Origin of the sequence: Actinoplanes sichuanensis (assembly GCF_033097365.1) — a bacterium.
Lineage (GTDB): Bacteria > Actinomycetota > Actinomycetes > Mycobacteriales > Micromonosporaceae > Actinoplanes > Actinoplanes sichuanensis.
Genome location: NZ_AP028461.1, coordinates 11346725 through 11359184 on the forward strand (window position 1 = coordinate 11346725; position 12460 = coordinate 11359184).

The 12460-nt window shown below is 71.7% G+C and carries 10 protein-coding genes; 3 read left to right on the plus strand and 7 right to left on the minus strand.

All coding sequences use genetic code 11. From position 1 onward, the window contains the following. Nucleotides 1-51: 51 nt before the first annotated feature. The 7 genes from Q0Z83_RS52020 to Q0Z83_RS52050 form a co-directional block, all read right to left on the minus strand. Nucleotides 52-825 (minus strand): ABC transporter permease subunit, encoded by a 774-nt coding sequence (locus Q0Z83_RS52020; protein WP_317790979.1) that lies wholly within the window; start codon nucleotides 823-825, stop codon nucleotides 52-54. Beyond that, nucleotides 822-1739 carry an ABC transporter ATP-binding protein gene (locus tag Q0Z83_RS52025; protein ID WP_317790980.1) on the minus strand — a complete coding sequence of 306 codons (918 nt, stop codon included), beginning with the start codon at nucleotides 1737-1739 and terminating at the stop codon, nucleotides 822-824. The genes Q0Z83_RS52020 and Q0Z83_RS52025 overlap by 4 nt, the downstream gene beginning before the upstream one ends. 37 nt (nucleotides 1740-1776) lie before the next feature. Beyond that, the gene (locus Q0Z83_RS52030) at nucleotides 1777-2046 is read right to left on the minus strand and encodes a helix-turn-helix domain-containing protein (protein WP_317790981.1); all 270 of its coding nucleotides are present in this window, start codon (nucleotides 2044-2046) and stop codon (nucleotides 1777-1779) included. Nucleotides 2047-2102: 56 nt separating this feature from the next. Continuing rightward, complete coding sequence (locus Q0Z83_RS52035) at nucleotides 2103-4205, minus strand: peptidase domain-containing ABC transporter (RefSeq protein WP_317790982.1); 2103 nt, start codon at nucleotides 4203-4205, stop codon at nucleotides 2103-2105. Beyond that, nucleotides 4202-7051, minus strand: a complete 2850-nt coding sequence (locus Q0Z83_RS52040; RefSeq protein ID WP_317790983.1) for a type 2 lanthipeptide synthetase LanM family protein — start codon at nucleotides 7049-7051, stop codon at nucleotides 4202-4204. The genes Q0Z83_RS52035 and Q0Z83_RS52040 overlap by 4 nt, the downstream gene beginning before the upstream one ends. A 157-nt stretch (nucleotides 7052-7208) precedes the next feature. Beyond that, entirely contained in the window at nucleotides 7209-7400 is a 192-nt protein-coding gene (locus Q0Z83_RS52045; RefSeq protein WP_317790984.1) for a hypothetical protein, read from the minus strand. A gap of 169 nt (nucleotides 7401-7569) precedes the next feature. Next, the gene (locus tag Q0Z83_RS52050) at nucleotides 7570-8823 is read right to left on the minus strand and encodes a helix-turn-helix domain-containing protein (protein WP_317790985.1); all 1254 of its coding nucleotides are present in this window, start codon (nucleotides 8821-8823) and stop codon (nucleotides 7570-7572) included. 202 nt (nucleotides 8824-9025) lie between these two features. Here Q0Z83_RS52050 and Q0Z83_RS52055 point away from each other — a divergent pair, with 202 nt between their 5' ends. Genes Q0Z83_RS52055 through Q0Z83_RS52065 form a run of 3 tightly spaced genes read left to right on the plus strand, consistent with a single transcriptional unit; the run spans nucleotide 9026 to nucleotide 12446 of the window. Continuing rightward, complete coding sequence (locus tag Q0Z83_RS52055) at nucleotides 9026-9526, plus strand: hypothetical protein (RefSeq protein WP_317790986.1); 501 nt, start codon at nucleotides 9026-9028, stop codon at nucleotides 9524-9526. Then, nucleotides 9526-11121 (plus strand): hypothetical protein, encoded by a 1596-nt coding sequence (locus Q0Z83_RS52060; RefSeq protein ID WP_317790987.1) that lies wholly within the window; start codon nucleotides 9526-9528, stop codon nucleotides 11119-11121. The genes Q0Z83_RS52055 and Q0Z83_RS52060 overlap by 1 nt, the downstream gene beginning before the upstream one ends. Next, entirely contained in the window at nucleotides 11118-12446 is a 1329-nt protein-coding gene (locus tag Q0Z83_RS52065) for a vWA domain-containing protein (RefSeq protein ID WP_317790988.1), read from the plus strand. Before Q0Z83_RS52060 ends, Q0Z83_RS52065 begins: the two co-directional genes overlap by 4 nt. The last annotated feature ends 14 nt before the right edge of the window (nucleotides 12447-12460 follow it).

The window sequence follows — 12460 nt, forward strand, 5'->3', positions numbered from 1 at the left end:
GGGCATTCTCCCCCGTGGATGCCCGGCCTCCATATCGTCAGGTCTCGGTGATCAGGCGTCCCGGCGGCGCACCGCCAGATAACCCGCGGCGAGCGCGGCGACAGTCCAGGCGACGAGCACCGCGAGGCCGGTCCATCCGTTCAGGATCGTGTCGCCCTGCGGCTCCCGGTAGAGGATCTGCCCGCCCGCGACATCCGGCAGGAACTGTGCCACCTGGCCGACCTTGGGGATGCTGGTCAGGATCGTGGAGATCATGAAGAACAGCGGGAACAGCAGGCCGATGGTCAGCGCGGAACTGCGCAGCACGGCGGCCAATCCCATGGCGAAGACACACAGCAGCGTGGTGTAGACGATGCCGCCGACGATCGCGCGCAGCACGCCGTCATCGGACAGGCTCACCGCGTGCTCACCGAGCATGACCTGGGTGGCGGCGAACGTGGCGATCACCACCACCGTCGAGGCGGCCAGCGCCACCAGGCTGCCGGCGGCCACCTTCGAGGCGAAGAACGTGCCCCGGCGCGGCACCGCGGCCAGTGAGCTGCGGATCGTGCCGGAGGTGTACTCGGTGGTCACGGTCAGCACACCGAAGATCACCAGGGCGAGCAGTCCGAGGCGTACCGAGCTGAGTCCCGAGCCGATCGGGTCGAAGGCGGCCCGTTCCGCGGCGTCCAGTTCGGTGTACGTCTTGTGGAGATACCAGCCGGAGGGCACCGCCAGTGCCAGGCTCACCGCCAGGAAGGCGCTGAGGTTCCAGAACGTGGACCGCAGCGTACGGATCTTGTACCACTCGAACGACAGGGCCGCGCCGAAGTCCGCCACCGTCACACCTCCTGCTTCGCGCGGTAGTCCACCGCATCGGCCGTCAACTGCATGAACGCCTCTTCCAGGGAGGCGACCTGGGGGCTGATCTCGTACACCGTGATCTGGTGCCGGGCGATCAGCGCGCCGACCTCCTCGAGCGTGGTGTGCAGCGCCTCGAGGGTGCCGTCCGGGCCGTCGGCGACCTGGATGCCGGCTCCGCCCAGCGCGTCGCGCGCCTTCTCCGGCTCGGGTGTGCGGATCAGAATGAACGAGCGCGAGTTGCGGCTCACGAACTCGGTCACCGAGCTGTCGGCGAGCAGGCGGCCCTGACCGATCACGATCAGATGGTCGGCGGTGAGTGCCATCTCGCTCATCAGGTGGCTGGAGACGAACACTGTCCGGCCCTCCGCCGCCAGTCGTTTCATCAACGCCCGGATCCACAGGATGCCCTCCGGATCGAGACCGTTGACCGGCTCGTCCAGTAGCAGCACCTGCGGGTCGCCGAGCAGGGCGGCGGCCACGCCGAGGCGCTGCGCCATGCCGAGGGACAGGCCCTTGGCCCGCTTGTCGGCCACCGCGGTCAGGCCGACGATCTCCAGAACCTCGGTGACCCGGGCGGCCGGGATGCGGTTGCTACGGGCCAGGCCGGTCAGATGCGCCCGGACGGTACGGCCACGGTGGACCGAGACGTCGAGGAGGGCACCGACGTGCCGCAGCGGCTGGTCGAGCTGGTCGTAACGGCTGCCGGCGACCAGCACCTCGCCCGACGTCGGCCGGTCCAGGCCGACGATCGCGCGCATCGTGGTGGACTTGCCCGCGCCGTTCGGGCCGAGGAAGCCGGTGACCCGGCCGGGCCGGACCTCGAAGGAGAGACCGTCGACGGCGGTGGTCCGGCCGTACCTCTTGGTCAGGTTTCGTACTTCGATCGCTGCGCTCATCGAACCTTCCAGTCGTCGGAACGGAAATCGGGGTGGGTCAGGCCGCGACCGGAACGTTCACGGTGGTGGTCTTGATGCCGGCCATCAGCACCAGCACGGCCTGTGCGGACGGGAGCATCAGCCGCCCGGCCCGGGTCAGCGCCGCACCGTTGCTGTTGCGGGCGAACAGCCGGGTGCCGAGCGTCTGCTCCAGACACTTGATCTGGTAGCTGACCGCCGGTTGTGAGTAGCCCAGCGACCTCGCGGCCAGATCCATCCGGCCGTGCTGGGCGACGGAGACGAAAGCCTGCAGTTCCCGCTCGTTCATGACAACCCCCGTGGTGTCTGGTCATGCGGATTTACTGAAGTCATCATAGCGCATAACTACGATGACAGCGGTAATGCTTCTTCGTACAGCGATCGATACAGGCCCGCGTTCCGGCAGAGCTCGTCGTGAGTGCCCGCGGCGACCACCCGGCCGTGATCCATCACCACGATCAGATCGGCGTCGAGGATCGAGGTCAGCCGGTGCGCGATGACGATCCGGGTCGCCCGCAGACTGTTGAAGAACGCCGTCACGGTCGACTCGGAGATGTTGTCCAGCGAGCTGGTGGCCTCGTCGAGCACCACGATGGACGCCTCCTTGAAAGCGGCCCGGGCCAGCGCGATCCGCTGCCGTTGGCCGCCGGAGAAGTTCTGCCCGAGCGACGCGACAGGGGTGTCGTAGCCCAGCGGCAGCGCCCTGATCTCGTCGTGCAACCCGACCCGTCGGGCCGCCTCGTGCACCCGCTCCTCCTCCGGATCACCGGTGCCCCAGGCGATGTTGTCGCGGACCGTCCCGTACTCCAGCACCACGTTCTGCGGCACGTAGGCGACCGCCTGGTAGAACCGGTCCCGGTCGTGATCGCCCAGCTCGGTGCCGCCGATCAGGATCCGCCCGGTGTCCGGCCGGTGCAGGCCGACCAGCAGACGGGCCAGAGTGGACTTGCCGCAGCCGGACGGGCCGACGATCGCCACCTTGGCACCCTCCGGGACCCGCAGCGCGGCGCCGTCGAGCACCCGGCGGCCGAACGTGCCATAGCCGAACGAGACCCCCTCGACCACGACGTCGCCGGACGGTCGGGCCGCCGTCTCGCCACGGAACAGGTCGTCGGCCGGGCGCAGCAGCACGTCGGCGATCCGGGCCAGCAGCGACCCGGCCTGCGCCAGCCTGGTGATCGAGCCGGCCAGCACGTTCACCTGGCCGAGCAGTAGCCCGGTCAGCGCCTGCACCGACACCACCAGCGAGACACCGGGTGCGGCCTGCCCGGCCAGCGCCTGCTGGAGGATCACCACCGGACCGACGAACATCACCCCGGCCAGCGCCGCGTCGAAGACGCCCTGCACGGTCTGCAGCCGGTCGGACTGCCGCTGAGCCGCGTCACTGCGCCGCCGCCACTGGGCCGCGTACACCGCCTCCATGCCGTTCGTCTTGATCAGCTCCAGGCCGGAGATCGCGGACAGTTGAGTGGCCTGCAACTCCGCCTGCGCCCGGGTCTGCGCGTGGGCCAGCCGCCGGACGGTACGGGCCGCCGCCAGCGTGCCCACGGCCAGCGCCGCCATCAGCAGCAGGGTGGTCACCAGCGCGGCCACCGACACGGCGGCCAGCCAGCCCAGCAGCACCCCCGTCACCACCAGCGCGGCCAGCGCCACGATCAGGTCGTTACAGAGCAGGGCACGCAGGCGGTGCACCGACTCCAGGGTGAACATCAGGTCGCCGGGACCACGGTTCTCCACGAAGGCGTACGGCAACCGCAGCAGCCGATCGAACACGGCCCCCGCCAGCGACCGTCCCACCGCGGCCGACGCCACGATGCCGGCCACCGTGCGGACGAACAGCAGCAGCCCGAACGCCAGGCCGACCCCGGCCAGCAACGGCCCCGCCGACAGCCCGCCCGCCTGATCGCCGAACAGCCGCTCCAACAGCCACGGGATTCCCAGCGGCACCATCGAGCTGACCAGCGACAGGACCAGCACCAGGCCGAGCAGTCCACGGCGCTGCCAGGCGAACCGGCCCAGCATCCGGAGCCCGGACGGCGGTCGGGTCCGCACCCGACGAGACAGCGGATCGGCGGTGACGGCCAGCCCGGAGAAGCTCTCGGCGAACTCCTCGGCACTGACCCGGCGGCGGCCCGCACCCGGGTCGAGCAGGGTCACGCCACCGGAGTCGAAGCCGGTCACCACCACGAAGTGCGACCGTTTCCAATGGCAGATCGCCGGCCGGCCGAGTGCGGCCAGACCGGCCGGGGAGGTGCGGTAGACGTGTGGGCGTACCCCGTTCTCCCGCAGCACCGCGGCGAGGTCGGCGACGGTCAGACCATCCCGGCCGACCCGGTAGCGGGTGCGTAGGTCGTGCATCGGCACCCCGGCCCCGGCCGCCTCCAGGAGCATGGCGCAGCAGCACAGGCCGCACTCGGTCGGGCCGAGCTGCTCGACCAGCCGGGTCACGGCCGGTCCCGGCGGAACGTCAGCGGTGAGGCGACGTCCACCTCGCCGGTGCTCAGGATCAGGCCCATGCCGACGCCGGCCAGGCCCACGTAGAGCGAGTCGTTCAGCACCGACTTGCCGGTCCGGGCCCGAAGCGCCCGCGGCAGGACCCGGGTGACCAGCTGCGCCCGGCGGTCCTCGGCCCGTTCGGCGGCCCGCCCGGAGGTGTCCCAACGCGCCGACCGGGCGAGGATCAGCAGGTTGCCGACGTCACCGTGGCAGAGCGAAAGGTTGAGCCCGAAGCCGTCCACCGCCACCGTCTCGGCCAGCCGGGTGACGTCCGCGCCCGGGCCGGACGGCACGTCCTCGCCGGCGGCCAGTCGCTCGATCTGGCCGAGCAGCACACCGGGGGTCCCGTGGCACCAGCCCCGAGCGGCCCGTTCCGGCGCCCGGTCGCTGATCGCCCAGTGCTGCTCGTCGTGGTTCCAGAGGGCGTCGTGGGCGGCGGACAGCTCCGGGCTGCGCACGCCGTACCGGGCCAGGGCGGCCAGCGTGCCGCTGGTGCCGTGCGCGAACCCGCTGTACCGGGACTTCCCGTCGGTCGGTGTCCCGGTCAGATGCTGGAACGCCGCCTCGATCACCGCCGGCCGACCGGCCGTGAGTGCCGCGGACAGTAGCCCGGCCGAACCCATCAGAAAGTCGTTGTCGGCCATCGCCGGAAGGTCGGCGGGCACCAGATCCCACAGTGCCGTGCCCATCTCGCTCAGCTCGGCCGAGCCGGTCAACCGGCCCGCCTCCAGCGCGGCGAACGCCACCCCGGGATAGCCGCCGCACAGCCCGCCGGCCACCTCACGGCGCCGCCGGACCGGGTCGTCGAGCAGCGCCCGCACCCGCGGTACCAGTGCCGCCCGGGCCAGCTCCCGATACCGTGGCTCGTCCAGGAACACCCCGGCGGCGGCCAGGAACAACGCCAGGCCGGGCACCCCGGCGTACAGGTCGTCGCCCAGTTCGTCGACCCGCCACGGGTGCTCCTGGGTGGTGTCCCGGATGGTCGCGCCGACCCATCCGGGACGGCCACCGGCGAACCCGGCCCGGTCGTGCACCTCGGCGGCGATGTCCCCGACCGTCTGCCGGATCCGCCCGGGCACTCCGGCCCGGGACGCGCGGCGCATCGCCGGCAGGTACGCCGGAGCGTCCGCCTCGGGTCCGGTCAGGTCCGCGTACGCCGCCCGGATCACCCGCAGGTTCAGCTCCCGGTCCGCGCCGGACATCGCCCGCAGTCCGGCGACCGCCTGGTCCAGCGGAGTCTCGCTGAGCACGTCGGCGATCGGCCGGCCCCGGTGATGCACCCAGGTCGAACCGGTACGCAGTGTGAAGAACGGGATGTCGCCCTGGAACAGATCGTCGATCTCGGCCCGGACCACGGCCGGGGTGAAGTGCTCCACCCGGCCCAGCCCGACCCGGTGCAGCAGCATCCGCTTCGCGGCGGTGTCCTGCTGGAACGCCGGATGCGCGGCGGTCCGCAGCAGCTTGTAGTACTTACCGGTGGTCTCCAGCACGGCCCGGGTCGGCAGATCGGCGAAGAGCTCACGCAGCCACGACTCGACCAGGCCACGGTCGGCGGCGGCCCAGTCCCAGCACTCGGCGAAACCGCGGCACAGTTCGGTCAGTTCCACGGCCCGGGACACGGTCGACGGGCGGACCGCCGGGGTGTCCACCGAGCCGGTCACCATCGTCACCCGGGGCCGGTCGGTCCCGAAGTCCTCCAGCGCGGGCATCGCGGTGACCGCCCGCTGGCCCGGCACGTAGCCGAGGAAACCGATGTCGATCGAGGTGGACGGATCAGCCGGGTCGGAGATCCGGGTCGGCAGGAAGCCGGTGGAGAAGACGGTGTGCGCCAGCGTCTCACCGGCCGAGCCGGCTCCCGTCCCACCGGCCCGCTGGTTCACGCTGAACAGCGACTCGGCGTCGACCACCACCGGCAGCCCACGGTGGTTGAGCACGTTCTCGTAGTGCATGTCGCCGGCCCGCAGTAGATGCAGGACACCGAGCAGACGGCCGGCCGCCCGAAAATAGCCGGGCTGCTCGATCGCGGGCGCCCGGTCGGCGTGCTCCTGCCAACCGACGCCGCTGCCGCACCACACCTGGAGCACCGGCAGGTCGAAGCCGGCCGCCGCGCCGATCCGGGTGACCAACGTGTTGTAGGCCAGCTCGGCGGCCATCGATCGCGGTTTGTAGACGATCACCCGGTCGCCGCCGAAGGTCAGGCGGCACACCGTCTGCCCGCCGGCGTGGGTGTCGCCCAGGCCGTACCCGATGTCGTGCAGTTGCACCAGGCCCCCGCCGGTCGCCGAAGGCGGCAATGTGCCGTCACCGACCGCGGCGGTCGTCGCCGCCAGCATTCGCCGCGCGTGCCGCAGGGTGTTGCGGGTCAGCACGCCGAGCTGCCGCCGCAACTCGGGGAAGACCTCACCCAACGTCACCCGGAACCCGTCCCGTCCGGCCAGGTCACAGAAATGCCAGAGACGTTCCTCGGCGGTCTCGCCGGGCAGTGCGCCGGACCGCCGCAAAAGATCCAGAGCGACCACGAGGGTACGGACGGAGGCGTCCTGAATCCGGCCGGCCAGCCAGCGGGCCAGCCCGTCGGCGAACTCCCCGGCCCGGTGCGCGGTCAGCGGGGAACCGGCGAACACCAGCTCGGCGGCGGCCCGATGACGATCGGCCCAGGCCCGTGCGAACGAGTCGAAGTGGGCGGGCCCGTCGATGTCCCGCCAGGTGGTGTCGGCGGCGAGAGCGGCCAGGTCGCCGGTGCGGTCTGGCCTTTCCCCATCGCCGTCATCGGCCGGGAGGTCGGAGATGCGGCTCAAGAATCCGTGCAGCGCCGCGGGATCTGTGTATTCGGGAAAAAGGGGTCGGACGTCTTTCAGTCGCATGCCATCACTCGCATCCGGAAACGGCCACGGGGCCCGTGTCGGCACGGGCCCCGTTGGCATTCTCTATTCGGTCGCCGTCGCCGTTTCTCGATCAGTCGCCGGTGCCGCAGAGCCGCTTCGGGACCGAGCACTCCCAGGACACGGTGCACACCCAGCCGATGGTGCTCGTTCCGGGCACCGTCCACAGACCGCCGGCCTCCTGCGCCGCGTCCAGGTCGATCTCCTGCAGGCTCAGCTCGGTGGCGACGTCACCGGCGGCGGCGAACTTGTCGTTCTCGCTCATTGTCGGGTCCTCTCAGTGGGGCGGCGGGTGACTCCCGCCGGCCTCGGTGGGCGACGGGTGGCTCCCGCCGGCCTCGGTGGCCGGCGGGTTGTTCCCGCCGGCTGAGAACCACGACACCAGGAATCGATCCGGAAAGCGCGTCTACATCGAATACTTTGAATCGAATGGCCTATTCGCCGAGCTCATTCAGCTCCCGCCACAATTGCGCGGCCCGCCGGAATGCCGAGATGTCCTCGGCCGCCTGGGCCGCCTCGCGCAACGTGGCCACCGCCTCCGCGGTCCGCCCGATCTGTGCCAGCGCGCTGCCCAGCGCGTGCCGGAACCGCACGCCCTCCAGGCCCATCAGCTGCCCCCGGTCGACCGACGCGGCCATCTCGACGGCCCGCTCCGGCGCCCCGGTCGCGAACGCGTAACGCACCTCCAGGGCGGCCAGCCGGTTCGCCTCGGTGCCCGACTCGGCCGCCGTCGCCGCCCGGGCCGCCGCCATATGCTGCTCGATCATCTCCGGATCGGCCCGGACGTCGAGGAGCGTCGAGACCGCGGCCCGGCTGAACCGCGCCCAGTCCCGCAGCGAGGTGCGCGGATCGGCCAACATCCGGCGTGCGCCGCCGAGCAGCTCCAGCGACCGGTCCGTCTCACCGGCCGCGGCCAGCGCCAGGCTCGCCGCCCACTGCGCCCGGCCGCTGATCGACGGGCTGCCCAGCGCCTCGGCCATGGTCAGCATGCTGTTGACCAGGCGGACGATCTCCGCACCGCCACCGGCGTCGGCGAGCACCGAGATGTGCACGGCCAGCAGTCTGATGTGCTCGCTGCCCTGCCGGAAGGCGGTGCCGTCGATCTCCTCGGCGGCCCGCTCCACGTGGGTGAACGCCTCGTCCAGGCGGCCGATGTCGCGGGCCGCGGCGGCCAGCGACACCAGGATCCGGACCCGCGCCTCGGCCACCCCGGCGGCCTCGGCCGCCGGCAGCAACTCGCGCAGCAACGAATGGCGTGCGTTGCGGTCGCCGCGCATCTCCAGGACCCGCTCCAGCGCCAGCCCGTGGGTCAGGATCGCGTGCTGAGAGCCGGACCGACGCGCGGTGGCGAAGATCTTCGCGAGCCGGTCCTCGGCCTGCTCCAGGTCACCCTGGTCGATGGCGCTGCTGGCGAGCAGCTCCTGCACCAGCTCGGCCCGACCGGCCGCGGAGTCCTCCGACCCGGTGCTGATGTCGATGTCCCCGGCCAGGTCACGCAACGGCACGTTGAGAACCTTGGCCAGGTGGGCGACCACGTCGAGGGTCGGCACCCGGGCGCCGGACTCCAGCAGGGAGATGTACGACTGGTTGACCGCCCCGGACGCCAGGTCGCGCTGGGACAGCCCCAGGTCGGAGCGCAGCCTCCGCAGGCGGCGACCGAACTCGGGCTGAGGCACCTGAGCGACCACGAAGCACTTCCTCACTCGTCCGTCCGCGCCCACCGCCCCCGACCGGCGCCTTCATGACTAGCGTAATGGCTTCGGCAATGCCCGTCATCAGTGACCACCGCTCCCGCCGGTCTTCCGGAAACTCCCTCCTCACCTCGGCCGACGCGGTTTTGTCGTACCGGTGGGATACAACTTCCGCACCTGTTCGTGAGGAGGTCTGGTTGTGACAAGCGGAGGTGTCGCCTATGAGCGACGCAGCGCGGCGCCGGTCATCGCGCCGGTGCGGCCACGCAAGCTGGCGAAGGTGCCGTTCGTGGAGCTGGCCGAGGGCCGGTTGCAGGGCGTGGTGTCCAGCGGGTCCGACGTGGAGCGTGTCTACGTCTCCTCGATCACCGCCGGAGACCACGGCCTGAGCTGCAACACCAACAACAACCGCCCGTGCGGTGGCCTCTCCGGCGGCACCCGGGCCTGCAATCACCTGCGCGCCCTGGCCGAGGCGGCCGTCGCGCAGTATGGCGTGGACCGGGTCGCCCGCTACCTCAAGGTCACCCTCGCCGACGGCGATGACGACCTCTGGTCCGGGCTGCACACGACGACCGCGCCCAACCGGGCCGCCGAGGTGTTCAGCGGGTTCCTCCGCCACCTTGCCTACCTCGAGGTCCCGGCCACCGTCGAGCCGCTGCCCGAGCTGCACTGGTTCCCGGCCGCCGGGGTGGTGCGCTGATGCTGGCCGACGCCCTGCGCACCCCGCCGGATGGTCTCGGCGAGGCGTTCACCCTGATCGACGGGCTCGACGACGCACTGGTCCACGGTCTGGCCCGGCTCGACGAGGAGCGCGCCGCCGCCCTGGAGTCGTTCGCGGCCGCCTTCACCGGCTCACCGCTGTCCGGCCGGGTCACCGACGCGATCGGCAAGATCGTCGCCGGCTCGGTCACCGACGAGCACCTGGCCGTGCTGGCCGGAGCCCGCGCCGCCCTGACCGGAGCCGCCCACGACGCCCTGCTCGGCCGCCTCGACTCGGCCCTCGGCCGCTCCCGCCCGGCGTGGCCCACGACGTCCACCGACGCCGGGCCACTGCCCGCCGATGACCGTCCCGGGCCGGTGCTCACCGAGGACGCTTCCGATCCATTGCCCGCTGACGGTCGTTCCGGGTCGTTGCCCGTTGATGGTCGGTCGGGGTCGTTGCCCGCTGACGGTCGGTCCCGGCCGCTGCTCGCCGGTGGCCGGTCCTGGCTGCGTGAGCTGGCCCTCGCCGGGTGGCGTGGGGTCGACCACGAGCTGGCCGGCGGTGGCGACCGGGCGGTTCAGGCGCTGCTCGCCGACCCGTCCGGGCGGCGGCTGGCGGTGCTGCTCGACGGTTTCGCCGCCGAGCTGCGCAGCGCCGCGCCGGTCGCCACGTTCGACCGGATCCCGGTGCGCCGCTGGGCCGACCTTTGGGCCCGGGCGATCCTGCTCTCCCAGGACACTTTTGCGGCCGTCGGCGTTTCCCCCTCCGCTTCGGCCGCTTCGGCCGCTTCGACCACCTCCGCCGGTTCGGCGGCCTCGGCCGTCTCTGCTACGGGCGTGGTCTCGGCTGCTGCGGCCGTCGCGGCTGACGGTCGGCTTCTGCTGCTCGGCGTCGACCTGCACGAGCACCCGACGGTCTTCCGCGCTCAGGCTCACGGGCTGTTGGAGACGGCCGGTGGCGAGGTGCGGCTGGTCCGGGTGAGCGTGGCGGCGGCCAAGGTCGACACCATCAGCGGGTCGTCCGCGTGGCGGATGCTCAGCGGATTCCCGGTGTTCCGGGAGGCCCTGGCCGGCCGGCGGACGGTCGAGGTGTCCGGCATGGCGCTCACCCCGGCCGGCGACCTGCTCTGGGACGAGTCACGGGCGGTGCCCGGCGAGCCCGCCGACCCGTTCGCGGTCGCCCGGGTCCGGCTCGGCGCGGCGACCGCCTCGCCGGTGGCCCCGCTCGACAGGCATCCGGCGGCCATCGCCGAGCCGGTCCTGCTGGAGGGCTACACCGCCGGCGCGGAGTCGTTCGAGCTGGGCGGGGTCACTCTCGCCGTCGACTCCGACCGGCTGCCCGAGGCCGGCCCGATCACTCCGGCCCTGGTCGCCGCGTCCACCGCCTGTCTCGGCCTGCTCCGCTGGGATGCCGGCCGCTGGGCGGTGCAACCGCTCGCCGTGCAGGCGCTGGTCCGTAAGAAGCCCGTCGTCGCGCACACCGGCGACTGGGCGCTCGGCCCGACCGAGCCCAAGGCGGCCAAGGCCGAGGCGGTCGCCGGCACCGCCGTCGACGTGCTGCGTGAGCGCGCGGGAAGGCTGTTGCGGAAATGAGCGCTGCGGAGACCCGTCGTCAGGTCCTCTACTGGCGGCTGCTGGCCCGGCTTTTCGATCCGGAGGAGCAGCCCACCCTGGAGTCGGGCAGCATGGCGATCGTCGGTGATCTCGGCCTACCGGCCACGTTGCTCGACCCGTCCGTCTCGATCGACACCGTGGTGCAGCGGTTCCCCCAGCTGGAGGCCGAGTTCGACGGGCTGATGAGTGATCCCGGCGACGATCGTGACGGCGAGGTGCGTCGCGCTGCCCTGGTGTCGAAACTGCTGCTCAACGTCTTCGCGACCGGCTCCGGCAACGTGACCGCCGAGCAACTGCAGCGCTGGCAGGCCGACGCCGGCTGGTTCGAGCGGGCGATGGGCTGCGAGCCCGGCGGCCTGCGCGGCCGGGCGGGCGGTGCGGGCTCCGCCGCCGGCGCCGGTACGGGTGCCGGAGCCGGTCTCGGCGCCACCCTGGCCGGGATCGAGGGTGACCTGGTCAGCCGGATGCGGTTGCGCGAGGTGCTCGCCGACAACCGGCTCGCCCGGCAGCTCACCCCGAGCATGTCGCTGATCGAGCAACTGCTGCGTGACAAGGACAATCTGGACGGTGTGGCGCTGGCCAACGCCAAGGCGCTGATCCGCCGGTTCGTCGACGAGGTGGCCGAGGTCTTGCGGACCCAGGTCGCCCAGGCCAGCGCCGGCACGATCGACAGATCCGTGCCGCCGAAACGGATCTTCCGTAACCTCGATCTGGACCGCACGATCTGGAAGAACCTGCCGAACTGGAGTCCGGAGGACGAGCGGCTCTACGTCGACCGGCTCTACTACCGGCAGACCGCGAAACGGATCGAGCCGGCCCGCCTGATCGTGGTGGTGGACCAGTCCGGGTCGATGGTCGACGCGATGGTCAACTGCACCATCCTCGCCTCGATCTTCGCCGGCCTGCCCAAGGTCGACGTGCACCTGGTCGCCTACGACACCCGGGCCCTCGACCTGACCCCGTGGGTGCACGACCCGTTCGAGGTGCTGCTGCACACCAAGCTCGGCGGCGGCACCGACGGCACGGTCGCGCTCGACCTGGCCCGGCCCAAGATCACCGATCCGCGCAACACCGTGGTCGTCTGGATCTCCGACTTCTACGAGTGGCAGGAGCAGGCCGTCTGGGACGGCATGCAGGCCGTGCACCGTTCCGGGGTCAAGTTCATCCCGGTCGGTTCGGTCAGCAGCGGCGGCCACCAGAGCGTCAACCCGTGGTTCCGGCAGCGCTTCAAGGACCAGGGCACCCCGGTCCTGTCCGGCCACATCAAGAAGCTCGTGACCGAGCTCAAGAACTTCCTCGTCTGATCTCTCACCCTAGG